At 54.4% G+C, this 22,343-nt stretch carries 24 protein-coding genes and 1 tRNA gene; 17 read left to right on the top strand and 8 right to left on the bottom strand.

The window, feature by feature from the left end; translation table 11 throughout:
- Position 1 precedes the first annotated feature (1 nt).
- The 4 genes from ACOTYH_RS11105 to ACOTYH_RS11090 form a co-directional block, all read right to left on the bottom strand.
- Positions 2-2,011 carry a protein-disulfide reductase DsbD family protein gene (locus ACOTYH_RS11105; protein WP_421637739.1) on the bottom strand — a complete coding sequence of 670 codons (2,010 nt, stop codon included), beginning with the start codon at positions 2,009-2,011 and terminating at the stop codon, positions 2-4.
- Between the two features lie 48 nt (positions 2,012-2,059).
- Positions 2,060-2,419 carry a hypothetical protein gene (locus tag ACOTYH_RS11100; protein ID WP_003863427.1) on the bottom strand — a complete coding sequence of 120 codons (360 nt, stop codon included), beginning with the start codon at positions 2,417-2,419 and terminating at the stop codon, positions 2,060-2,062.
- A 124-nt stretch (positions 2,420-2,543) separates the two neighbouring features.
- Positions 2,544-3,977: a 6-phospho-beta-glucosidase gene (locus ACOTYH_RS11095; protein ID WP_154123108.1), complete on the bottom strand. Its 1,434-nt coding sequence runs from the start codon at positions 3,975-3,977 to the stop codon at positions 2,544-2,546.
- A gap of 116 nt (positions 3,978-4,093) precedes the next feature.
- Positions 4,094-4,825, bottom strand: a complete 732-nt coding sequence (locus tag ACOTYH_RS11090) for a MurR/RpiR family transcriptional regulator (protein ID WP_015571796.1) — start codon at positions 4,823-4,825, stop codon at positions 4,094-4,096.
- Positions 4,826-5,091: 266 nt separating this feature from the next.
- Between ACOTYH_RS11090 and trhA the strand changes: the two genes are divergently transcribed.
- Entirely contained in the window at positions 5,092-5,751 is a 660-nt protein-coding gene (trhA, locus tag ACOTYH_RS11085; protein ID WP_003863433.1) for a PAQR family membrane homeostasis protein TrhA, read from the top strand.
- Positions 5,752-5,862: 111 nt separating this feature from the next.
- Here trhA and ygfZ read toward each other — a convergent pair whose 3' ends face one another.
- Complete coding sequence (gene ygfZ, locus ACOTYH_RS11080; RefSeq protein ID WP_022649306.1) at positions 5,863-6,843, bottom strand: tRNA-modifying protein YgfZ; 981 nt, start codon at positions 6,841-6,843, stop codon at positions 5,863-5,865.
- A gap of 294 nt (positions 6,844-7,137) precedes the next feature.
- Here ygfZ and sdhE point away from each other — a divergent pair, with 294 nt between their 5' ends.
- Both sdhE and ACOTYH_RS11070 read left to right on the top strand, forming a co-directional pair.
- The gene (gene sdhE, locus ACOTYH_RS11075) at positions 7,138-7,404 is read left to right on the top strand and encodes an FAD assembly factor SdhE (protein ID WP_003863437.1); all 267 of its coding nucleotides are present in this window, start codon (positions 7,138-7,140) and stop codon (positions 7,402-7,404) included.
- Positions 7,385-7,795, top strand: a complete 411-nt coding sequence (locus tag ACOTYH_RS11070) for a protein YgfX (protein WP_047738334.1) — start codon at positions 7,385-7,387, stop codon at positions 7,793-7,795. The genes sdhE and ACOTYH_RS11070 overlap by 20 nt, the downstream gene beginning before the upstream one ends.
- Position 7,796: 1 nt before the next feature.
- On the opposite strand, the gene fldB is transcribed toward ACOTYH_RS11070, so the two are convergent.
- On the bottom strand, positions 7,797-8,318 hold the full coding sequence (fldB, locus tag ACOTYH_RS11065; RefSeq protein ID WP_015571793.1) for a flavodoxin FldB: 522 nt from the start codon (positions 8,316-8,318) through the stop codon (positions 7,797-7,799).
- 101 nt (positions 8,319-8,419) lie between these two features.
- Between fldB and xerD the strand changes: the two genes are divergently transcribed.
- The 5 genes from xerD to lysS all read left to right on the top strand — a co-directional run bounded on the left by xerD (position 8,420) and on the right by lysS (position 14,513).
- Entirely contained in the window at positions 8,420-9,316 is an 897-nt protein-coding gene (xerD, locus tag ACOTYH_RS11060; protein WP_003863442.1) for a site-specific tyrosine recombinase XerD, read from the top strand.
- Between the two features lie 28 nt (positions 9,317-9,344).
- Positions 9,345-10,058 carry a bifunctional protein-disulfide isomerase/oxidoreductase DsbC gene (gene dsbC, locus ACOTYH_RS11055; RefSeq protein ID WP_421637738.1) on the top strand — a complete coding sequence of 238 codons (714 nt, stop codon included), beginning with the start codon at positions 9,345-9,347 and terminating at the stop codon, positions 10,056-10,058.
- Positions 10,059-10,063: 5 nt separating this feature from the next.
- Positions 10,064-11,797, top strand: coding sequence for a single-stranded-DNA-specific exonuclease RecJ (gene recJ / locus ACOTYH_RS11050; protein ID WP_017382886.1), 1,734 nt, complete (start codon positions 10,064-10,066; stop codon positions 11,795-11,797).
- Positions 11,798-11,887: 90 nt separating this feature from the next.
- Positions 11,888-12,986, top strand: a protein-coding gene (gene prfB, locus ACOTYH_RS11045) for a peptide chain release factor 2 (protein ID WP_096147815.1) whose coding sequence is annotated in 2 segments (ribosomal slippage) — positions 11,888-11,962 and positions 11,964-12,986 — 1,098 coding nt in all. Because the reading frame shifts where the segments join, the coding sequence is not laid out codon by codon here.
- 9 nt (positions 12,987-12,995) lie between these two features.
- Complete coding sequence (lysS, locus tag ACOTYH_RS11040; protein WP_003863452.1) at positions 12,996-14,513, top strand: lysine--tRNA ligase; 1,518 nt, start codon at positions 12,996-12,998, stop codon at positions 14,511-14,513.
- A 48-nt stretch (positions 14,514-14,561) separates the two neighbouring features.
- On the opposite strand, the gene idi is transcribed toward lysS, so the two are convergent.
- Positions 14,562-15,104: an isopentenyl-diphosphate Delta-isomerase gene (gene idi / locus ACOTYH_RS11035; RefSeq protein ID WP_003863454.1), complete on the bottom strand. Its 543-nt coding sequence runs from the start codon at positions 15,102-15,104 to the stop codon at positions 14,562-14,564.
- Positions 15,105-15,267: 163 nt separating this feature from the next.
- Between idi and actS the strand changes: the two genes are divergently transcribed.
- The 4 genes from actS (at position 15,268) to ACOTYH_RS11015 (ending at position 17,591) form a co-directional block, all read left to right on the top strand.
- Positions 15,268-16,008, top strand: coding sequence for an amidase activator ActS (gene actS, locus ACOTYH_RS11030; protein ID WP_421637737.1), 741 nt, complete (start codon positions 15,268-15,270; stop codon positions 16,006-16,008).
- Between the two features lie 80 nt (positions 16,009-16,088).
- Positions 16,089-16,162, top strand: a tRNA-Gly gene (locus tag ACOTYH_RS11025).
- 527 nt (positions 16,163-16,689) lie between these two features.
- Positions 16,690-17,232, top strand: coding sequence for a type IV secretion protein Rhs (locus ACOTYH_RS11020; protein WP_033487626.1), 543 nt, complete (start codon positions 16,690-16,692; stop codon positions 17,230-17,232).
- 2 nt (positions 17,233-17,234) lie between these two features.
- Positions 17,235-17,591: a putative T6SS immunity periplasmic lipoprotein gene (locus ACOTYH_RS11015; RefSeq protein WP_033487625.1), complete on the top strand. Its 357-nt coding sequence runs from the start codon at positions 17,235-17,237 to the stop codon at positions 17,589-17,591.
- A gap of 21 nt (positions 17,592-17,612) precedes the next feature.
- Here the strand turns inward: ACOTYH_RS11015 and ACOTYH_RS11010 are convergent, their stop codons facing one another.
- Positions 17,613-18,257: a LysE family translocator gene (locus tag ACOTYH_RS11010; RefSeq protein ID WP_033487624.1), complete on the bottom strand. Its 645-nt coding sequence runs from the start codon at positions 18,255-18,257 to the stop codon at positions 17,613-17,615.
- A gap of 185 nt (positions 18,258-18,442) precedes the next feature.
- Here ACOTYH_RS11010 and ACOTYH_RS11005 point away from each other — a divergent pair, with 185 nt between their 5' ends.
- From ACOTYH_RS11005 to ACOTYH_RS10985, 5 genes are all read left to right on the top strand, one after another.
- A complete protein-coding gene (locus ACOTYH_RS11005; protein ID WP_032654893.1) occupies positions 18,443-18,586 on the top strand; it encodes a hypothetical protein in 144 nt (47 codons plus the stop codon).
- Positions 18,587-18,845: 259 nt separating this feature from the next.
- The gene (locus tag ACOTYH_RS11000) at positions 18,846-19,514 is read left to right on the top strand and encodes an isochorismatase family protein (RefSeq protein ID WP_150390929.1); all 669 of its coding nucleotides are present in this window, start codon (positions 18,846-18,848) and stop codon (positions 19,512-19,514) included.
- A gap of 222 nt (positions 19,515-19,736) precedes the next feature.
- The gene (locus tag ACOTYH_RS10995; RefSeq protein WP_045910758.1) at positions 19,737-20,912 is read left to right on the top strand and encodes an OmpP1/FadL family transporter; all 1,176 of its coding nucleotides are present in this window, start codon (positions 19,737-19,739) and stop codon (positions 20,910-20,912) included.
- A gap of 63 nt (positions 20,913-20,975) precedes the next feature.
- Entirely contained in the window at positions 20,976-21,605 is a 630-nt protein-coding gene (locus ACOTYH_RS10990) for a winged helix-turn-helix transcriptional regulator (RefSeq protein WP_015571785.1), read from the top strand.
- Between the two features lie 100 nt (positions 21,606-21,705).
- Positions 21,706-22,317, top strand: coding sequence for an outer membrane beta-barrel protein (locus ACOTYH_RS10985; RefSeq protein ID WP_023295375.1), 612 nt, complete (start codon positions 21,706-21,708; stop codon positions 22,315-22,317).
- The last annotated feature ends 26 nt before the right edge of the window (positions 22,318-22,343 follow it).

The following is a 22,343-nucleotide window of genomic DNA, read 5'->3' as shown; positions in this document are numbered from 1 at the left end:
GTTATTTTCCTTTTGCATCGGACAGGGTGCTCAGCACCGCTTCGCGGCTTAACAACGCAGGCAGCACGTGGCCCTGCGGTAATCCCGGTCCGTAGATCTGGTTAAACGGCACGGCGGCGCTGCCGCGCGTGGTTAAGAACTGGCTGATGGTATCTGAGGGGCGGCTCCAGTCGCCGCGCAGGGCGACAACGTCCGGGGCGGAGAGCGCATCCTGCACGTCGTCGCGCAGCAGCACGTTGTATTTATTGGCTTTACAGGTCACGCACCAGTCGGCGGTCACGTCGACGAACACCCGTTTGTTCTCCTCCAGCGCGCGGGCAATGGCCTGCTCGCTGAGCGGCTGCCAGTGAATACGATCGCGGCGGGAACCCTCGCCGCCGGAACCGGATACAAACGCGACCGCCCCGGCCACCACTACAGCTAATACCCCGGCGCGCAGTGCCGTTTGCCAGCGGTAGCGCCAGGCGGTGACCAGCAGCAGCGTAAGGATCAGGAACACGCCCAGCGTGATGACGGGCAGGCTGCCAATGTGCACCGTCAGCAGGCTCAGCAGCCACAGCGATGAGCCGAGCATCATCATCCCCAGCACTACGCGTACGACGTTCATCCAGCGTCCCGGACGCGGCAACCGCTGGGCCAGCCCCGGCCAGGCCGCCACCAGCAGCCACGGCAGGCTCATGCCGATACCCATCGCCAGGAAGATCCCCCACAGCAGGGGAAGCGGCGCCGCCAGCGCGACCGAGACCGCCGTACCCAGGAACGGCGCGGTGCAGGGCGTCGCCAGCAGCGTGGCAAACGCGCCTTGCCAGAAATGACCCGCAAGCCCGTTGCCGCCGCGCGTGGCGAGGAAGGTGCTGGCGCCGGAAGGGAGACGGATTTCAAACAACCCCAGCAGGCTGGCGCTGAAAAGCACCATCACCAGCGCCATCGCGCCAATAAACCACGGATTCTGGAACTGGATCCCCCAGCCGAGCGCCTGATTGCCTAAGCGTAAAACCGTCATCATCAGCGCCAGCGCGAGGAACGAGATCACGATCCCGGCTACCGACGCAAGAAACTGTCGGCGTACCTGACTCCGCGCCTGCCGTTCGGTTTGCATCAGCGTGCCTAGCTTCATGGCCAGCACGGGCAGTACGCAGGGCATGACGTTAAGGATCAGACCGCCCGCCAGCGCCATCAGCAGCACCCAGCCTAACGAGAGCGTCGGCGCGGCGTTCCCCGGCTGAATGCTCAGGCTGGACTCCTGTGCCTGCCCGCTATCGGCCAGAACCAGCGACAGGGTTTTGCCGCTGAGGTTGGGCGAGGCCTCGCCCCAGCTGTCCGTCACGGGCACGGTGGCGACCAGCGAGTCACCGCGCACGGTGAGGGCCGGTTTGCCGAAATCAACATCATCCATACCGTCGATAAACAGGGACGGCGCCTGCCAGCCTGCGTCACGCTGCGCCGTTACGGTCAGCTTGCCGGGGGCATAGGTGGCGTTAAGCGTTGAGTTCAACCCGCCGCTGAGCGGAAGGGTGCCCATGGCCCGACTGAAATCGTAATCAAAACCGGCGCCTGCGGATGCGGTCATGTTCAGCGAAAACGGGTAGTCGGTAAGAATACAGACGTTGCTACAGGTGGAGAGCGTCAGTACGCCGCTTAGGATCTTCGGGACGTCGCCCCGCAGAGTGATGGGAAAGCTGACATCGCCGTGGTAGCCCTGCGTGGTGATGCCCGCGACGTCGAAACGCTGCGGCACAGGCCAGCGCCAGATCGCCTCGACGGGCTGATGCCATTTAATCGCGGGGGCGACGCCGCCTTCGCCCGGCGAGCGCCAGTAGGTTTTCCAGCCTTTTTGCAGGGCGACGTCCAGCAGCAGGCGGGTTTCGCCAGTGCTTTCGGGTTGCGCACGCAGCCTGACGCTGGCGTGCTGATTATCGGCGGCGCGCAGCCAGCCGCTGTCGGCAGCCTGGCTGAGGGGCAGCCATAGCCAAAGCAGGCAGACCAGCAGTCGCCTGAATACAGTAAACATAAATTTTCTCCGTAAATGATGAATTAACCTGAAGTAACAGGCGAAGGCTCATTCACGGAAGACGCATAATCGCAGATGCACCCTTAACCGGGGCGGGGAGATAACGCGGGGAGGCCACTGCCGTTCGCGGCGCGGTGGACTGGCTGCCAGCAACGCCAGCAGCAGGGTGACGGCAATCAGGGCGCCTTCAAATAAAACAGGCGGGACCGACATCAGCGACTTGGCGCTAAGCTCACACGGGGTTACCGGTGCGTCGGTACTCTCCTGCCCCTGCTGGACAGACTGGCTCGTGGCGGTGACGTTCATGACAAGCGCGTGCATCCCGGCCATCCGCTGGGCGGTGCATATCAGCACCACCAGGCAGGCCAGGGCTACAAGCAGGATAGCGTTGCGTTGTCGCTTGATCATGTTCGCCTCAAATATTCAGGACGCCTATATTATCGGGCGAACATATTTTGGCAACGCAAAAGCTGTAAAGAAGTGTCTGGAAGATAAGCGGTTTGCCCTCTCCGCTTGCAGAGAGGGCGAGCCATTACAGCGTTTCGCCGTTGCTGGCAATGACGGTTTTATACCACTCAAAGCTCTTCTTACGGGAGCGGGACATGTCGCCGGTACCGTCGTCGTGCTTGTTGACGTAGATAAAGCCGTAGCGCTTACTGTACTGGCCGGTGGTGAAGGAGACGCAGTCGATGCAGCCCCACGGCGTGTAGCCCATCAGATCCACGCCATCCCAGGTCACCGCCTTCATCATCTCTTCCACGTGGGCGCGCAGGTAGTCGATGCGATAGTCATCGTTGATGCTGCCGTCCTCTTCCACGGTGTCGTAGGCGCCGAAACCATTTTCCACGATAAACAGCGGCTTCTGATAACGTTCGTACAGTTCACACAGCGAATAGCGCAGGCCTACCGGATCAATCTGCCAGCCCCAGTCGGACGCCTTGACGTGTGGGTTCGGCACGCTGCCCTCGAAGCCGGAAATGGCGTCACCGCTACCGCCTTCCGCTTTGACCGCGTTGGTCATGTAGTAGCTGAAACCTAAGTAATCGCAGGTGCCTTCACGCAGGATCTGCTCGTCGCCCGCTTCCATTTTGATGGAGAAGCCACGGCGCTCCCACTCGTTCAGCACGTAAGACGGGTAATAGCCGCGCAGCTGTACGTCGGTAAAGACGTAGCGCTCGCGCATGGATTCCTGAGCGAACATGACATCTTCTGGCTTGCAGGAGTATGGATAGAGCGCCACCATCGCCAGCATGCAGCCGACTTTCATTTCCGGGTTAATGCGGCGTGCGGCTTTCACCGCCAGCGCGCTGGCCACGAACTGGTGGTGCAGCACCTGGTACATGGTCTCTTCCGGGTTGTCGTGCTCGGTATAGACCACGCCAGAGCAGCAGTAGCCGAACAGCGGCGCACGCCAGTTGCGCTGGTTGTTGATTTCGTTGAAGGTCATCCAGTATTTGACCTTATTTTTGTAGCGCTCAAATACCACTTCCGAGAAGCGCACAAAGAAATCGACCACTTTACGGTTGGTCCATCCGCCATATTCCTGAACGAGGTGCAGCGGCATTTCAAAGTGGGAAAGGGTGATCACCGGCTCGATGTTGTACTTCAGCAGTTCATCGAACATGTCGTCGTAAAACTTCAGCCCCTCTTCGTTTGGCTGAGTTTCGTCGCCTTTCGGGAAGATGCGCGTCCAGGCGATGGAGGTACGGAAACATTTGAAGCCCATCTCGGCAAACAGCCTGATGTCTTCTTTGTAATGGCCGTAGAAGTCGACGGCTTCGTGGTTGGGGTAATATTTGCCTTCAATCACTTCCTGTGTGATTTCTCGCGGAACGCCGTGTGCGCCGCCGGTGAGCACGTCGCAGATGCTTGGCCCTTTGCCGCCTTTGTTCCAGCCGCCTTCAACCTGGTGCGCCGCTACCGCGCCGCCCCATAAAAAATCTTTCGGTAAGGTGAGTTTTTTCATCTTTGCTATTCTCAATTCAGGACTTATTGATTTCGAGTCTAGCAAAGCGGAATTAAATGTCACGATATAACATTTTGCGGAAATTGTAATTTGTCACATCAAAAAAACAGGATGTTTTATTCTGTTAATTTCTTCGCCAGTTTCCGGCCTAATGATTCCAGAATATAGATGACGGGAATTTGCGTGGTGATATCGTAAACGCCGCCAATGCGCGTTTGCGGTACGTGCCAGGAGAGGTTAAAGTCCGCCAGCTTTGCGAGACGTGAATGTTCGTGGCTGGTGACTGAGAGCACCTTGCAGTGGTGCAGGCTGAACTGGCTGGCGAAGCGCAGGATCTCCTCGGTTTCGCCGGAGACGGAGAGTACAATGGCCAGCGCATTTTTAGCCATGTCGTTAGTGACCGGGAAATAAGGATCGTCGATATGGTTACTGAATTTCCCGATATTTGAAAAGAAACGTGCGCCATATTTTGCCAGCGATCCGGAGGTGCCCGCACCGACAAAAATAATTCGTTCAGATGATAAAATAATATCGACCGCGTTATCTAATAGCGCATCAAACTCTTCGTTATTTACGCTTTTAAAGAAGCTGATGATTTCACTGGCACCAAAATTCGCCTGCTGCGGCTCGTTCTGCTCCAGATAGAGTTTAAAGCGCACCCGAAATTCCGAGTAACCATCGCAGTTGAGCTTGCGGCAGAAGCGCAGGATAGTGGTAGTAGAGACCCCAGCCGCATCCGCCAGCTCGCGGATGGTCATGTACATCACTTTATCGCGGTTCTTAATGACATAGTTGTAGACCATCATTTCCAGATTGTTGAGGCTGGCAATGGCGGAATGGCTGAACATACTCACAATGGCTAAACTCGCTGTCGGACACTATTCCTGAAGCATACCATGATGACGAAGGGCGGGAGACGGATTTATCTCCTTGATTACTCAGATGTTAATGAAATCATTTACATCTGTGCGGTGGATTTCTTTTGCATTGTACTGATTTATAAGGATAAATATTGAATGTTGATTTATTTTAGCTAACAGGTGTTCACTGGAATCATTCTCAGTTAGCATAGACTGGCGATGAATAATCATCTTTTGTTTTCCCGGAGTTAAGTATGGTGAGCAGACCATTAATCGCACAGGGATATTCGCTGGCTGAGGAAGTAGCCAACAGTATAAGCCACGGCATTGGCCTGGTTTTTGGGATTGTCGGCTTAGTGTTATTGCTGGTACAGGCAGTGGATACCAACGCCAGCGCGATGGCCATTACCAGCTACAGTCTGTATGGCGGGAGTATGATCCTGCTTTTCCTGGCCTCAACGCTGTATCACGCGATCCCGCATCAACGGGCGAAGATATGGCTTAAGAAATTTGACCACTGCGCTATCTATCTTCTTATTGCAGGTACCTACACGCCGTTTTTGCTGGTGGGGCTCAACTCACCGCTGTCGCGTGGCCTGATGATTGTGATCTGGAGCCTGGCGCTGCTGGGGATCCTGTTTAAGCTGACCATTGCGCACCGCTTTAAAGTGTTGTCGCTGGTTACCTATCTGACAATGGGCTGGCTGTCGCTGATTGTGGTGTATCAGTTAGCCATTAAGCTGGCGGTGGGGGGCGTGACGCTTCTGGCGGTGGGCGGGGTGGTCTACTCGCTGGGCGTGATTTTCTACGTCTGCAAGCGTATCCCTTATAACCATGCGATCTGGCACGGGTTTGTGCTGGGCGGCAGCGTGTGTCACTTCCTGGCAATTTATCTGTATGTAGGGCAGGTGTAGTTTTTTTGTAAGGTGCGGTCTGATGCCCTCACCCCGACCCTCTCCCACAGGGAGAGGGAGAATATCAACACCGTAGGCCCGGTAAGCGCAGCGCCACCGGGCGATACAGCATCAATCTTCCAGAGAATACGGTAGCGGCTCAATGCTGAGCGTGTTTGCATCATCCCGCACGCGGAACACGCTGTCGGGCTCCATATCATTATTCATGACAACCTGCACCAGCAGGCGGCCATCATCGAGCTGGACGGCGGCTAACACGGTGCCGGTACGGCGCCAGTTTTCGCCCATCTTCATCTCAAGATCTTCACCCGCTTCCGGCACACGGCTGGCGTGACCAGCCAGTGTCCACAGGGCGCGTTTGTTCGCGCCGCGGAATTTCGCACGCGCCACCATTTCCTGACCGGTGTAGCAGCCCTTCTTAAAGCTGATACCACCCAGCGCCTGGATGTTTGTCGCCTGCGGGATAAACTGCGCGCTGTTTGCCGCGTCAATCACCGGCAGGCCCGCTTCGATGTTCAGCGCCAGCCACTGCTGGCTGTTGTTGAGCTGTGCTTCACCGCGCAGGGCGTCAGTGACGCGTTCCGCCGTTGCTTCGTCGGTTACCAGCAGGAAGCGCTCCGCCGGGTGTTCGAACCACAGAATGGAGGTCGCTCCCTCGCTGACCAGCTGTTTTTCAGCATCCGGCAGCTCGGCAAACAGGTTTTTCAGCGCTGCACGCGCCTGGAAACCCGCGACCCCCAGCAGAACGTGTTCATCGTCCGGGGCGATGGTGACTTTAGAAAAGACCGCGTATTTTTTCAGCTCTTTAAGCTGGGCGTCACGCAGGCTGCGGCGCTCAATAAAGGCGAATCCGTCCTGACGGCGGAACAGACGCAGGTTGCTCCACATTTTGCCTTTTGGATCGCAATGCGCGGCCAGCAGATGCTGGTGCTCAGTCAACTGCGCCACGTCCGCCGTGACCTGGCCTTGCAGGTATTTTTCACTGTCCGCACCAGTCAGTGTCGCCAGTGCCCAGTCATCAAGAGTAATCAGCGTCAGCGGCAGACGCGCAGAGGCGGCGGGCTGGCGAGGAGAAAATGGTGTAAATGCCATAGTGATGTCCTGAATTGCTTAACGCTTTGATAATACCTAATGGTAAAAGAGACTGTATTCAATGCAAGCGCTTTCAGCAGGCCATTCGTGCCATTACGCGGTTATGCGTGGCGCTACGCAAAATAGAGTAATCCGCTGTCTTTATAAGGATTATTCAGGGAGCCTGCTCGAGGTTCGCAATATTCCAGTAAAGAAACGGTCAAAAACACGTTACACTAGCAGGTGTTCCCGGAGAGCAATAATGAATACCAAACGGGATACCGACTGTGCCAAACGTAATGCAGGAAACAGAACATGGATATTAACAACAAGGCCCGTATTCACTGGGCGTGCCGTCGCGGCATGCGTGAACTTGATATCTCCATCATGCCTTTCTTCGAGTATGAGTACGACAGCTTAAGCGATGACGATAAGCGCCTGTTTGTCCGTCTGCTTGAGTCTGACGATCCGGATTTATTCAACTGGCTGATGAATCACGGCAAGCCCGCCGACACCGAGTTGCAACGGATGGTGCAATTAATTCAAACACGGAATCAGGAACGTGGTCCTGTGGCAATCTGATCTTCGCGTCTCGTGGCGCTCACAGTGGATGTCCTTACTGCTCCACGGGCTGGTGGCGGCACTGGTGTTATTGGTGCCGTGGCCGCTTAGCTATACCCCTCTGTGGTTGCTATTGCTGTCGTTTGTGGTGTTTGACAGCGTGCGCAGCCAGCGTCGAATCAACGCCCGTCAGGGTGAAATTAAGCTGCTGATGGATTCTCGCCTGCGCTGGCAGGGAAAAGAGTGGGAGATGATGGGGACGCCGTGGATGCTTAACACCGGGATGATGCTACGGCTGCGTCGGGTCGAGGATAACCGTCGCCAGCACCTGTGGCTGGCCGCAGACAGTATGGATCCTTCGGAGTGGCGAGATCTGCGCCGGTTGATCGTGCAACAGCCGACGCAGGAGTAAATCAGCTGAATTGCTCGGCCATCTCACCCAGAATCTGCTCGCACCAGCTCTGGAGGCGCTCGTCGCTAAGATCGTACTGGTTGGTTTCATCCAGCGCGAGCCCGACAAACAGCTGACCGTCGGCAATAATCGGTTTTTGACTGGTGAACTCATAGCCTTCCGTAGGCCAGTAGCCGATAAAGGTCGCGCCCTTTGGCGCCAGTTTGTCGTGCAGCATGCCGAGTGCGTCAAGGAACCACTCCCCGTAGCCCAACTGGTCGCCCATGCCGTACATCGCAATGATTTTGCCTTCAAAATTGACTGAATCGAGCTGATCCCAGATGGCTTCCCAGTCTTCCTGAATCTCACCAAAGTCCCAGGTAGGGATACCCAGAATGAGCACATCGTACTGCTCCATCAAGGCAACCGCGTCATCTTTCAGGTTATGCAGCGTCACCAGTTCCGGGCCAATGATGTCACGAATTTTCTCCGCCGCCATTTCGGTGTAGCAGGTGCTGGAACCATAGAACAGACCAATATTCATCGCGTAACTATCTCAATTCTTGCTATGACTTTACGCGTAGTGTACCAGAAACCGATGGCATTCAGGCATAATGGCCAGATTGCAGAACCAAAGGGGCTGATGTGGAAAAGGATCTCGCACTCATCGAACAGTTTCTCGACGCGCTGTGGCTGGAGAAAAACCTCGCTGAAAATACGCTCAGCGCCTATCGTCGGGATCTCACGCTGCTGGTCGAGTGGCTGGCACATCGTGGGCTGACGCTTGAAAGCGCGCAAAGCGATGACCTGCAAGGGTTACTGGCTGAGCGGATGGAAGGGGGGTACAAAGCCACCAGCTCTGCACGTCTGCTGAGCGCCATGCGCCGCCTGTTCCAGCACCTGTACCGCGAGAAGATCCGCGCGGATGACCCCAGCGCACTGCTGGCATCGCCTAAACTGCCTCAGCGGCTGCCAAAAGATCTCAGCGAAGCACAAGTTGAGAGATTATTACAGTCGCCCGCAGTTGACCTTCCGCTGGAGTTACGCGATAAAGCCATGCTTGAACTATTGTATGCCACGGGCTTGCGCGTTTCCGAGCTGGTGGGCCTGACGATGAGCGATATCAGCCTGCGTCAGGGCGTGGTGCGCGTTATCGGTAAAGGGAACAAAGAACGGCTGGTGCCGCTGGGTGAAGAGGCGGTCTACTGGCTGGAGACGTATCTGGAACACGGGCGTCCGTGGCTGCTGAACGGCGTCTCCATAGATGTATTGTTCCCGAGCCAGCGCGCGCAGCAGATGACGCGACAAACGTTCTGGCATCGCATAAAACATTACGCCACACTGGCGGGTATTGACAGTGAGAAGCTGTCGCCGCACGTTTTGCGTCACGCCTTCGCGACGCATCTGTTAAACCACGGCGCTGATTTACGCGTGGTGCAGATGTTGCTTGGACACAGCGATCTTTCAACGACGCAAATATACACCCATGTCGCGACGGAACGCCTGCGGCAGCTACACCAACAGCACCACCCTCGCGCGTGAGTGCCGACGAATTGTTACAGGAACAAATATGAAAAAGTCTTTAGCGCTGCTCACACTGCTGGCAGCTTCGGTTTCCGGTTTTGCCCATGCGGACGATGCCGCCATTAAACAGTCTCTGACGAAACTCGGCGTCGCCAGCAGCGAGATCCAGCCAGCGCCGGTGGCTGGCATGAAAACGGTGCTGACCAACAGCGGCGTGCTGTACGTGACCGAAGACGGCAAGCACATCATTCAGGGGCCTATGTACGACGTGAGCGGCGCGCAGCCGGTGAACGTCACTAACCAGCTGCTGATGAAAAACCTGAACGCGCTCGAAAAAGAGATGATTGTCTACAAAGCGGCGCAGGAAAAGCACGTTATTACCGTCTACACCGACATCACCTGCGGCTACTGCCACAAGCTGCATGAAGAGATGAAAGACTACAACGCGCTGGGCATTACCGTGCGTTACCTGGCTTTCCCACGCGCCGGCGTGCAGAGCCAGCCTGAGCAGGATATGAAAGCGATCTGGTGTGCGAAAGACCGCAACAAGGCCTTTGATGACGCGATGAACGGCAAAGGCGTGAAGCCCGCGTCCTGCGATATCGACATCGCTAACCACTACGCGCTGGGCGTACAGTTTGGCGTGAGCGGTACGCCAGCCATTGTGCTGAGTAACGGCTACGTGGTGCCGGGCTACCAGGGGCCAAAAGAGATGAAGGCGTTCCTCGACGAGCACCAGAAACAGATGGGTGGTAAATAATTCGCGTGAAAGCCCCGATAAAACTGCGCCGCCGCGATGCAGGTGAAACCGCGGATTTACCAGACACGCTTCCGCTGCTGTTAAAGCGGCTGTACGCCAGCCGTGGCGTGCGTACGGCAAGCGATCTTGAGCGCAGCGTCAAAGGCATGCTGCCCTGGCAAGCGCTGAGTGGCATCGAAAAAGCGACTGAAATGCTCTACGACGCGTTCCGGGAAGGCACGCGGATTGTCGTGGTGGGCGATTTCGATGCCGACGGCGCAACCAGTACCGCGCTGAGCGTGCTCAGCCTGCGTGCGCTGGGCTGCGATAACGTGACTTACCTGGTGCCGAACCGGTTTGAAGACGGCTACGGCCTCAGCCCGGAAGTGGTCGATCAGGCCCACGCCCGTGGCGCACAGATGATCATGACCGTGGATAACGGGATTTCTTCTCATGCGGGGGTCGATCATGCCCATGCGCTGGGGATCCCGGTACTGGTCACCGATCACCACCTGCCAGGAGAAACTCTGCCTGCCGCCGAAGCCATCATTAACCCGAACCTGCGCGACTGCGATTTCCCGTCGAAATCGCTGGCCGGAGTAGGGGTGGCGTTTTATCTGATGCTGGCGTTACGCACGTTGCTGCGAGATAAGGGCTGGTTCGAATCGCGCGGAATTGCCGTGCCGAACCTCGCGGAGTATCTCGATCTGGTGGCGCTGGGAACCGTGGCGGACGTGGTGCCACTCGATACCAATAACCGTATTCTCACCTGGCAGGGCTTAAGCCGCATTCGGGCAGGTAAATGCCGTCCGGGGATTAAGGCGCTGCTGGAAATTGCCAACCGCGATCCGCTGAAGCTTGCGGCAAGCGATTTAGGCTTTGCCCTCGGCCCGCGCCTGAACGCGGCGGGGCGGCTGGATGATATGTCGGTTGGCGTTGCGCTGCTGCTGTGCGACAACATCGGCGAAGCGCGCGTGCTGGCCAGTGAGCTGGACGCACTCAACCAGACCCGTAAAGAGATTGAGCAGGGCATGCAGGCCGAAGCGCTGACCCTGTGCGAAAAGCTGGAGCGCAGCGGCGATACCCTGCCGGGCGGGCTGGCGATGTATCACCCCGAATGGCACCAGGGCGTGGTGGGCATTCTGGCGTCGCGCATTAAAGAGCGTTTCCACCGCCCGGTGATCGCGTTCGCCCCCGCCGGGGACGGCACGCTGAAAGGCTCCGGTCGTTCCATTCAGGGTCTGCATATGCGCGATGCGCTGGAGCGTCTGGATACGCTGCATCCGAACCTGATGATTAAGTTCGGCGGTCACGCGATGGCGGCAGGCCTGTCGCTGGAAGAGGCGAAGTTCGACGAATTCCAGCGTCTGTTTGGCGAACTGGTCACCGAGTGGATCGATCCGGCTCTGTTGCAGGGTGAAGTGGTTTCTGACGGTGAGCTTTCACCGGCTGAAATGACCATGGAGGTGGCGCAGATGCTGCGCGATGCCGGCCCGTGGGGGCAGATGTTCCCGGAGCCGCTTTTCGACGGACGTTTTCGTTTGCTGCAACAGCGCATCGTGGGCGAACGCCATCTCAAAGTGATGGTGGAACCGGTCGGCGGCGGACCGCTGCTCGACGGCATCGCCTTTAACGTTGATACCTCCATCTGGCCGGACAACGGCGTGCGCGAGGTTGAGCTGGCCTATAAGCTGGATATTAACGAGTTCCGCGGTAACCGCTCCCTTCAGATCATCATCGACAATATCTGGCCAATTTAGCGTCAGTAATCTCTATAAAAAAGGGCGTGGATTCGGTACAATCCCGCTCTTATCACCGCATTTTGACAAGCTCATAAAAGAAAACAGACCATGTTTGAAATTAATCCGGTAAAAAACCGCATTCAGGACCTCACGGAGCGCTCTGACGTTCTTAGGGGGTATCTTTGACTACGATGCCAAGAAAGAGCGTCTCGAAGAAGTAAACGCCGAGCTGGAACAGCCGGACGTCTGGAACGAACCTGAGCGCGCTCAGGCGCTGGGTAAAGAGCGTTCCTCCCTCGAAGCCATCGTAGATACGCTGGATCAAATGGCGCAGGGTCTGGAAGATGTTTCTGGGCTGCTGGAGCTGGCTGTCGAAGCCGACGACGAAGAAACCTTTAACGAAGCCGTGGCAGAGCTCGACGTGCTGGAAGAGAAGCTGGCGCAGCTGGAATTCCGTCGCATGTTCTCCGGCGAATACGATAGCGCTGACTGCTATCTCGATATTCAGGCAGGTTCTGGCGGTACCGAAGCGCAGGACTGGGCGAGCATGCTGATGCGCATGTACCTGCGCTGGGCGGAAGCGCGCGGTTTCAAAACCGAGATTATCGAAGAGTCCGAAGGTGAAGTGGCGGGTATCAAATCCGTCACCATCAAGATTATTGGCGATTACGCTTACGGCTGGCTGCGTACCGAGACCGGCGTTCACCGCCTGGTGCGTAAGAGCCCGTTCGATTCCGGCGGCCGTCGTCACACCTCCTTCAGCTCCGCGTTTGTCTACCCGGAAGTCGATGAAGATATCGATATCGACATCAACCCGGCGGACCTGCGTATCGACGTTTACCGCGCATCCGGCGCGGGTGGTCAGCACGTTAACCGTACGGAATCTGCGGTGCGTATTACCCACATTCCAACCGGGCTGGTAACACAGTGCCAGAACGACCGTTCCCAGCATAAGAACAAAGACCAGGCCATGAAGCAGATGAAAGCGAAGCTTTATGAGCTGGAGATGCAGAAGAAAAATGCTGAGAAGCAGGCGATGGAAGACAACAAGTCCGATATCGGCTGGGGCAGCCAGATCCGTTCTTACGTCCTTGATGACTCCCGCATCAAAGACCTGCGTACCGGGGTTGAAACCCGCAACACGCAGGCGGTGCTGGACGGCAGCCTGGACCAATTTATCGAAGCAAGTTTGAAAGCAGGGTTATGAGGAACCAACATGTCTGAACAACAAGCACAGGGCGCTGACGCGGTAGTCGATCTTAACAACGAACTGAAAACCCGCCGCGAGAAGCTGGCAGCGCTGCGCGAGCAGGGCGTGCCGTTCCCGAACGATTTTCGTCGTGACCACACCTCAGACCAACTGCACGCAGACTTCGACGGTAAAGAGAACGAAGAGCTGGAAGCGCTGAACGTTGAAGTGTCCGTGGCGGGCCGCATGATGACCCGTCGTATCATGGGTAAAGCGTCCTTCGTGACCTTACAGGACGTTGGCGGCCGCATTCAGCTGTACGTCTCTCGTGACGACCTGCCGGAAGGCATCTACAACGAGCAGTTCAAAAAGTGGGACCTCGGCGATATCCTGGGCGCTAAAGGTAAACTGTTCAAAACCAAGACCGGTGAACTGTCTATCCACTGCACCGAACTGCGTCTGCTGACCAAAGCCCTGCGCCCGCTGCCGGACAAGTTCCACGGTTTGCAGGATCAGGAAGCGCGCTATCGTCAGCGTTACCTGGATCTCATCTCTAACGATGAATCCCGTAAGACCTTCAAAATTCGCTCCCAGATCATGGCCGGTATTCGCCAGTTCATGGTTAACCGCGACTTTATGGAAGTAGAAACCCCGATGATGCAGGTGATCCCAGGCGGTGCCTCTGCCCGTCCGTTCATCACCCATCACAACGCCCTGGACCTGGACATGTACCTGCGTATCGCGCCGGAACTGTATCTGAAGCGTCTGGTGGTCGGCGGTTTCGACCGTGTGTTTGAGATCAACCGTAACTTCCGTAACGAAGGTATCTCCGTACGTCATAACCCAGAGTTCACCATGATGGAACTCTATATGGCGTATGCGGATTACAAAGATCTGATCGAGCTGACCGAATCCCTGTTCCGCACCCTGGCGCAGGACATTCTGGGCACCACCCAGGTGCCTTACGGTGAAGAGGTGTTCGACTTCGGCAAGCCGTTCGAAAAACTGACCATGCGCGAAGCGATCAAGAAATACCGTCCGGAAACCAACATGGCGGATCTGGATAACTTCGACTCTGCGAAAGCGATCGCTGAAAGCATCGGTATCAAGGTTGAGAAGAGCTGGGGTCTGGGCCGTATCGTGACCGAGATCTTCGAAGAAGTGGCCGAAGCGCACCTGATTCAGCCGACCTTCATCACTGAATACCCGGCGGAGGTGTCTCCCCTGGCGCGTCGTAATGACGAGAACCCGGAAATCACTGACCGCTTCGAATTCTTCATCGGTGGCCGCGAAATCGGTAACGGCTTTAGCGAGCTGAACGATGCAGAAGATCAGGCGCAGCGCTTCCAGGATCAGGTTAACGCGAAAGCGGCAGGCGACGACGAAGCGATGTTCTTCGACGAAGACTACGTGACCGCGCTGGAGCACGGTCTGCCGCCGACGGCTGGCCTGGGTATTGGTATCGACCGTATGGTGATGCTGTTCACCAACAGCCACACCATCCGCGACGTGATCCTGTTCCCGGCGATGCGTCCGGTGAAATAAGCCGTTAAGACGTAAAAAAAGCCCCGTGCGTTTATCGCCGGGGCTTTTTTATTGCGCCGCGAAGGCGCTGAGTTTTTCACGCGCGGTGTTCGCTTCCTGCACCATCCACGGGCTAAATGCCCACGGTGTGGCGTCCAGCGCGCGGAATAGCGCGTCCAGCTCCACCCACTGATACTCCATCACTTCATCGTCATTGATTGCGAGGGTATTCGTTACGCGGGCGGCATAGACCGGGCAGATTTCGTTTTCAACGATCCCTGACGGGTCGGCTTCACGGTAGCGGAACTCCGGGGCAATGGGGGTGATGTCTGTGATTTCGGCGCCGACTTCAAAGCGGCAGCGGCGGATAATCGCCTGCTCTGTCGCTTCGTCGGCCTGTGGATGGCCGCAAACGGAGTTGGTCCATACGCCGGGCCAGGCTTTTTTACTTAATGCGCGCCGGGTGATCAGACATTCTCCATTAGCGTTAAACAGCCATGAAGAGAAGGCCAGGTGTAGCGGGGTGTGTGACGTGTGCGCGGCGTACTTCTCCTGAGTGCCAATCACCTTTCCCTGGTCATTTACCAAAATAACGTGTTCTTGAATACTCATTGATGCTCCAGTGCCAAAATGCTTAATGGTTCAGCACCATCAGCGGAATTATTATACTGCATTCTTATGCGAACGGTTTGGCCCACAGAGCGGAAAAGGGCATGACCCGCATCAGTTTGGGCTGCTATCATAGTGCGCCATTCACGCTGACCGAGGAGCTGTTTTGTTTGCAGGAAGCCTGACGAGAAACCCGATCATTGCCGTTTTCTGCCTGACGCTGACGCTACTTGTAGCAGGATGCTCGGGGAGTAAATCTTCGGATATGGGCAGTTATTCCGGTGCAGTCTATACCGTTAAGCGCGGGGACACGCTCTACCGCATCTCACGCGCCACGGGAACCAGCGTGAAGGAGCTGGCGCGCCTGAATAAAATCTCTCCACCGTATACTATTGAGGTAGGGCAGAAGCTCAAGGTTAACGGCGGTTCCTCCTCAGGGAAAAAGTCCTCAACGCGTAAAACAGCCAAAGTCACGCCATCCTATCAGGTGCCTAAATCATCCTGGCCGCCGGTCGGTCAGCGCTGCTGGATCTGGCCTGCAAGCGGAAAAGTGGTTGCGCCGTACTCGCTCTCGGAAGGTGGCAATAAAGGTATTGATATCGCTGCCGCACGCGGCACACCGGTTTACGCTTCAGGGGCCGGGAAGGTGGTCTATGTCGGTAACCAGCTTCGTGGATACGGTAACCTGATCATGATTAAGCATGGTGAGGACTACATTACGGCGTATGCGCATAACGACACGATGCTGGTCAATAATGGGCAGAACGTGAAGGCGGGGCAGAAGATTGCGACCATGGGCAGTACCGGGACGGATACGGTGAAGCTGCACTTCCAGATCCGCTATAAGGCCACGGCCATCGATCCGCAGCGTTATCTTCCGGCGCAGGGCAGTAAGCCGAAGTGCTAAGTGATTATTTAATCGCCACTTAGTGGGGGAAAGGCTTGTATGAAGAGGCGTAAGGTCTATAATGCCTTACGCACCTCAAAGCGGGCGTAGTTCAATGGTAGAACGAGAGCTTCCCAAGCTCTATACGAGGGTTCGATTCCCTTCGCCCGCTCCAGATCTCTCCCCTCGTACGAACGCCTTAAAATCATTCTCTATCAGCAGCTTAAATAATTATCTGTTTTAGCCGCCTATGAGTTATGCCATCGTGATCCGCCCTTGGTAACTGTCACGCTAAGTTACATGGTGAGAAAACAAGATAACTCAGCGTTGGTGTCAGTTGCATCCTCACTCCGCGATAGCAAAACGTGAAGAAAAAGCCACACTGGTATTGTTATGTCATCGACAGACTGCTCAGACGCATTTAAGACCGATGTGCGGCCATATGAGCCACGTAATAACCATAACTACAAACGACATGTAGGCTTTATCAACGTTTCAGCCACGCTCCCGCAAGGGTACACGTAAAGTATGATCCCTCTGACGGTCTGATGTTGTCGCCTAACGGCTCCGCTTGTTGCTGTATCACCAACGGGGAGTAGTGTTTGCACCGTCACTGTGTTTAATAAATGGCTAATGTTCGCGTATAGACTATTTCGACTTATGTTTTTACGATGTAGATAAATCATACAAGGAGGATAGTTTATGAGCGCATATGCAGAGGAAGGAACATTGCGCCGGATGACCTTAGGCGAGATTGCAATGGCTCGCAGAGTGTTCGGTGATTCGATAGTGTATAGCCGTGTCTGGATTCATTGCGACAGCTATTTACCGTTCGGCCTCCAGAAACAGAACTACGCGATGACTCCCAACGGGGAGTTGTGGTACAGAAAACAGATGTACAGGGAAGACTTTTCCGCAAACTCGGTTTTTGTTGAAGATAAATATGTTTTCATCCATGAATTGGGGCATGTCTGGCAACACCAACACGGGCAATGGGTGAGAATGCGGGGTGCGTTTAGCTGGGCTGCTGAATATACCTACAGGCTGGATAAAGAAAAGCTCACTGATTACTCTCTTGAGCAGCAAGCCTCTATTTTAGCTGATTACTGGTTACTGCTGGTTTATGGGATTAGTAAGTGGTCTTATTATCAAAGGCCTGGGCGCATGGGGATGTACAGAGGCGTAGATAAGTTGCAGGATGTCCCTTCGCTTTACCAAAAAATCGTAACAGGGAAAGGGTGTTAAACATGAAGAACAAAATGTTGCTGGGTGTTGTATTCCTCTTGACGGGATGCCCTGGGCCTGGTGATCGAATGGTAGATCGTGAATCTACAACGGCATTTATCAAAGATAATCAAGTTTGTGTGGTGTCACCACTGGAGCCACAGGAACGGATCACTGCTATCCAAATCAACAGTGATAATAGCGACTCTCTTCACAAGATTTTTGATGATAAGCCCGTGTATGTTCAAAAGGGCGGGTGTCTTCCTGTGTTCGGATTTAAGTTTACACCTGGAGAGCGGTATAACTTCGCGTATGACGTCCAATCTGATAAATCAGGGTCACATTTAGTCACTGCTGAATTTTCTTATCCCAAAGAATAAGGGGCTGAACGCCCCATATTCTTAACGGCGTGTAAACGCCAACCTGAGCCCTAATCCAATGAATGTTACACCAACAATTCTATCCAGTATTTTCTGCAACCTTCTGTTTTGCGAAACGGTTCCAGCTGCACTACCTGCAAGTACGGCGAACGTTAAATCAGTCATAAAAGCGATCAATGCGTAGGTCATACCCAGGAGTAGAAAAGAAGCTGTCTGGTGCTCGCTTCCAGGCGCAACGAATTGAGGGAAAAAGGAGATGAAGAATAACAGTACCTTCGGGTTGGTTAAGGTAGTTATGAAACCTTTAGTAAGTAGACTCGTCAGAGTCGCTTTTGCCTTAACGCTTTCAGCTTCGTTGTGATTAGTGGTTTGCTTTGTCAGCGTTCCCCAAATCATCTTACTACCGAGATACATCAGATAAGCCGCACCGAGAGACTTAATGATGGTGAACATCATCGGAGATGCTGTTATCAACGCGGTTAATCCCACAGCGCTTGCAATTGCATGTGTGCAACTACCTAATGCTACTCCAGCGGCAGAGATAATTCCCGCTCGTCTTCCATTAACCACGCTTTGACCTACCACGTAGGCTATATCAGGCCCAGGTGTAACGGAAAGGAGAAATACAGACAGGGCGAAAAGCCCAAAATGAGTTATGTCCAGCATAGCTATCTCCGGAAAAAATTAAGCACCTCCATGCTAACACTGAATTTTTATGCGTAAAGGGTGATTTGCTATGCTTTTAATCTTCTTCTGCTAAACGACGAATCACCCATGGCATAACACGCTAAGTTGCACATTTCCTGTACCCTGGATACCCTGAGATTAATCCTAATAACTCAAGGGTGAGTATGGCTACCGGGAAGAGAAAGAACCAAAAGGAATCACCTGAAGAAGAGTTAGATCGCTTGCTGAATGAGCTTGAACTCACAGAGGAGCAACGGGAGTTTATCGAATCCATGCGGGAGGATAAGGGCGATCCCAGTAGTGAGTAACGCTTGCCTTCAGCCGAGCGAATACGAATGGCCGCGTAACGGCATTGTAAAGATCTCTTCTCCTCACGAGGGCTTTCCGTCAGCGTCGATGGCTCAGCGTACCGTGCCAGAAATTGTCCTGAAATGATGCGGTATTCAGACCGGATCGGACTACTATTCATTAGGATTTATCAATGCATTATACCCTGACCATGTGCATGTAAAATCGCGGAGCCGGGAGAGTTGACGGCAATGTAAAAGAAATCATGAGGAAAGAAATATGGCTGCTACAAACGGTATGATTGATACTGATGACGCTGTAATTTTACTCATCGACCATCAGAGTGGCTTATTCAACACGGTACGTGATGTGTCTGTACCAGACCTTCGTAATTATGTGACAGCGATAGCCAAAGTTGCCACGCTTTTAAATATCCCGGTGATCACCACGGCCTCTGTTCCTGACGGTCCCAATGGCCCGCTCATCCCGGAAATTCACAAATATGCACCCCATGCCGTGTATGTTCCACGCACCGGGCAGATTAATACCTGGGATAATCCGGCGTTTGTGAAGGAAGTGGAAAAGACGGGCAGAAAGACCCTGATTATTGCCGGCACGCTTACCAGCGTCTGCATGGCGTTCCCTGCGGTTAGCGCTGTCCAGGAGGGGTATAAGGTTTACTGTGTTGTGGATGCCTCGGGGAACTGGTCCAAAATCGCGACCGATACCACCATCGCGCGCGTGGCTCAGGCGGGGGCGATCCCTACCGATACGTTTGCCATTGTCGCTGAATTAATGAGAACCTGGAACCGCGCGGAAGGTTCTCGCTTTGCTGAGATCCTGGCAGAGCATGTCTGTCCGGAATATAAGTGCCTGATTGAAAGTTTCGGCAAAGCTCAGGAAATTGCCAGAACGGGCCCGGAAACCAATCTGGAGCATTATAAGTAAGGCCGGATAAACCTGAACAAAATTCCTGGATTTTATCGTCCTGTACCTGAACGTATTACAGGTGCAGGACGTAGCGGCGCCTTATTCCGGACGTCGCTGAATTGTCAGAGATATTAAGAGGGGCTGAACCGCGCATAATTTAAAATTAAACCCTCTTCCTTTTTACGTCATCAGGCGCCCCTGTTATATCTGTCGGCAAATTTTTTATTTCCCGGATCGCAGATGAAAACACGACTCCTCCTGTGCGCGGGCTTATTTGCCGCCTCCAGTGCCCATGCCAGCGCCCTCTATTTTTATGAAGCCGGCACCGAAGATACCGCGCTTGCCGGAGCAGGGCAGGCGGCTCGTGCGCAGGACGCCTCGACAATCATGACCAACCCTGCTGGCATGACGCGCCTGCCGGATCATATGGTCACTGGCGGGTTACAGGTTATGGATGGCTCCATCGACAACCAGCTGGATAACCATGCCCATCAAAGCCCCGGCGACGTGATGAAAACCATCCCGAATGCCAGCGCCTTTTATAGCCAGAAGATAAACGACGATCTTTATGCCGGGATCGGGCTTTACGGTAATTACGGTCTGGGGATCGATTACGGTAGCTGGGCGGGCGACAGGCTGATTAAAAAGAGTACCCTGGTTGCAATGACGCTCAGTCCGTCACTGGCATACAAGCTCAACGACCGACTCTCAATAGGGGCGTCCGCCAACGTTAATTACGGTTATTTCTCGCTGACCCGCAACGTTAATGATAATGACTATCGGCAGCATGATGAGGACTGGGCCATGAGCTATCGGCTTGGGCTACTCATGCAACTGACCGACCAGACGCGAGCCGGTATTACATGGAACAGCGAGACGAACTATCGCTACTCTGTTAACGGCAAAGCTCGAGTACAGAATGGTGCCTACGACCTCCCGGTGTCGGCACAAATCAGCGCGCCGCAGCAAATCATGCTCAGTCTTGTGCATGATATTAACCCTCGGTGGTCGGTTATGGGCGATCTCGGCTGGCAGGACTGGAGCCAGTTCGGTGCCCCGCAAATCGTCGTTGGGGATCGGCAACTGAACAACGTCAGCCGCCTGAAGGATACGTGGCACGGCGCGGTGGGCGTGCAGTATCGTCCAACACCTCAGTGGCGACTGAATATCGGTGTGGCGTTCGACAGCTCGCCGTATGAGAGTCAGAGTGATGTGGCCTTAACTTTACCCACCGGGGATGAGTGGCGATTTGGCACGGGAGCCCAGTATCAGATCACCCCGGCCAGCAATATTGGTATTGCCGTGTCGTATCTTCATATGCAGTCGTCGCATGTGAAATCCCCGACGGCGTTTGCCGGAAGTTACGATCATCCTTATCTTTGGTTTGCCAGCGTCAACTACAGCTATCAGTTTTGATCGGCTAACCGCTTAAAATATATGGTCTATAATGGCAGATATTGAATGTCAGAAGGTTGTACCATGCATATTTTACCGCCTGTTCGACCCGAAAAATCCATCGAAAGACTGACCGCCATCCTTGAGCCGATAGCGGAGAAAGTGCACGTTGTTCCGCGTAAGCGACTCACCTGGTTACGGAAGGGGAAACAGCAGATGTACCTCTTTCTGGAAGGAGAGCTGTCCCTGCTGCGGGCTTCGGATGGACTGGTGGTAGTGACCGTTTACGAGCCGCATTTGTTTGGTATTGCAGAGATGATCCAGCCTACGCAGGGGCACCTTCTCCGTGCTGAAAGAGAGTCGACTATTTTACGTCTCGATGCGGACAAGGCGGCTGAGTTGTTTCGTGCCGAGGGCGTCTGGGAGGATGTCGCCGCGCTGCTCTCATACCATACGGCCTATTTAATATTCCGTGATGCCCAGGTACTCCAGCAGCGTACCTATTCCGTTATTCGTAACCACCTTCAGGAAATGATTTTGCTCCCGGAAGAGACGCGTTTGCGTACCACGATTCTGGAATATATCCAGGATCGTACGCTGCTCTCTCGCAGCAGTATACTCAATGTATTATCTGCCCTTAAGCAGGGGGAATATATCGCCTTTAAGCGCGGTGGATATCTGCTTGAGGTCAGACATTTACCCGAGTCATTCTAGCGGAAGTTTAAAATTAAACAGAAATGCAATTAACGCTACCGTTAATTTTCTATATCGTTTGCTTTCTCAGATTTAACATTATCAAGTAAACGGTATATTTATGAAAAAGACAGTTATCGCATTGATTATGGCTAATGCATTTACCGCCACTTCCGCGTTCGCCGCCGCTGATGCGGGCACCTGGTATAGCGGGGCTAAATTCGGCTGGTCTCACTATTTTGATACCAATATGGGTTCAAAAGCGTTTGAGAACACACATTCCGATCACTTCGATTTTAACCATGATAATGTCGGCGGGGGTGTTTATACGGGTTATCAGATTACCCCATGGCTTGCGGTAGAAGGTGGTTATGATTATTTAGGCAACATGCAGATTAAAGGTCAGCATGGCGCCGGGGCGCAAATGAAGACGCAGGGGCTGCAAATGTCTCTGAAGGCCAGTTATGCCCTGACCAGTGACTGGGATATTTACGGCCGTGCCGGCGCAATGGGCTATCGCGCTGAATCCGATGTAAGTGGTCACAATCGTTTTGAAACCGGTGTGCGCCCGCTTGCAGCCGTGGGTACTGAATACGCTTTCAATAAAAACTGGGCGGGCCGCCTGGAGTATCAGTGGGTAAGCAACGTGGGCAATGTTAACCAGATCGGCGTGAGCAGCGACCTGAGTTCCGTCACCGCAGGGCTTAGCTATCGCTTTGGTCAGTACGACTGATGCCCGTGATATGCCCATTAATAAAA

The organism is Enterobacter cloacae complex sp. SHL001, from assembly GCF_049236825.1.
GTDB classification, from domain to species: domain Bacteria; phylum Pseudomonadota; class Gammaproteobacteria; order Enterobacterales; family Enterobacteriaceae; genus Enterobacter; species Enterobacter hormaechei_C.
The sequence above is the reverse complement of the archived record's forward strand: the minus strand, read 5'-3'. Positions and strand labels throughout refer to the sequence as shown.

Bases quoted from the DNA above. Each gene is read 5' to 3' on its own strand.
- lysS (WP_003863452.1), top strand. From the start codon at position 12,996: ATGTCTGAACAACAAGCACAGGGCGCTGACGCGGTAGTCGATCTTAAC.
- ACOTYH_RS10995 (WP_045910758.1), top strand. From the start codon at position 19,737: ATGAAAACACGACTCCTCCTGTGCGCGGGCTTATTTGCCGCCTCCAGT.
- ACOTYH_RS11095 (WP_154123108.1), bottom strand. From the start codon at position 3,977: ATGAAAAAACTCACCTTACCGAAAGATTTTTTATGGGGCGGCGCGGTA.
- ACOTYH_RS11010 (WP_033487624.1), bottom strand. From the start codon at position 18,257: ATGCTGGACATAACTCATTTTGGGCTTTTCGCCCTGTCTGTATTTCTC.
- ACOTYH_RS11105 (WP_421637739.1), bottom strand. From the start codon at position 2,011: ATGTTTACTGTATTCAGGCGACTGCTGGTCTGCCTGCTTTGGCTATGG.
- ACOTYH_RS11100 (WP_003863427.1), bottom strand. From the start codon at position 2,419: ATGATCAAGCGACAACGCAACGCTATCCTGCTTGTAGCCCTGGCCTGC.
- ACOTYH_RS10990 (WP_015571785.1), top strand. From the start codon at position 20,976: ATGCATATTTTACCGCCTGTTCGACCCGAAAAATCCATCGAAAGACTG.
- fldB (WP_015571793.1), bottom strand. From the start codon at position 8,318: ATGAATATTGGTCTGTTCTATGGTTCCAGCACCTGCTACACCGAAATG.
- trhA (WP_003863433.1), top strand. From the start codon at position 5,092: ATGGTGAGCAGACCATTAATCGCACAGGGATATTCGCTGGCTGAGGAA.
- idi (WP_003863454.1), bottom strand. From the start codon at position 15,104: ATGAGTATTCAAGAACACGTTATTTTGGTAAATGACCAGGGAAAGGTG.
- sdhE (WP_003863437.1), top strand. From the start codon at position 7,138: ATGGATATTAACAACAAGGCCCGTATTCACTGGGCGTGCCGTCGCGGC.
- ACOTYH_RS10985 (WP_023295375.1), top strand. From the start codon at position 21,706: ATGAAAAAGACAGTTATCGCATTGATTATGGCTAATGCATTTACCGCC.
- ACOTYH_RS11020 (WP_033487626.1), top strand. From the start codon at position 16,690: ATGAGCGCATATGCAGAGGAAGGAACATTGCGCCGGATGACCTTAGGC.
- ygfZ (WP_022649306.1), bottom strand. From the start codon at position 6,843: ATGGCATTTACACCATTTTCTCCTCGCCAGCCCGCCGCCTCTGCGCGT.
- dsbC (WP_421637738.1), top strand. From the start codon at position 9,345: ATGAAAAAGTCTTTAGCGCTGCTCACACTGCTGGCAGCTTCGGTTTCC.
- ACOTYH_RS11000 (WP_150390929.1), top strand. From the start codon at position 18,846: ATGGCTGCTACAAACGGTATGATTGATACTGATGACGCTGTAATTTTA.
- ACOTYH_RS11015 (WP_033487625.1), top strand. From the start codon at position 17,235: ATGAAGAACAAAATGTTGCTGGGTGTTGTATTCCTCTTGACGGGATGC.
- ACOTYH_RS11005 (WP_032654893.1), top strand. From the start codon at position 18,443: ATGGCTACCGGGAAGAGAAAGAACCAAAAGGAATCACCTGAAGAAGAG.
- ACOTYH_RS11090 (WP_015571796.1), bottom strand. From the start codon at position 4,825: ATGTTCAGCCATTCCGCCATTGCCAGCCTCAACAATCTGGAAATGATG.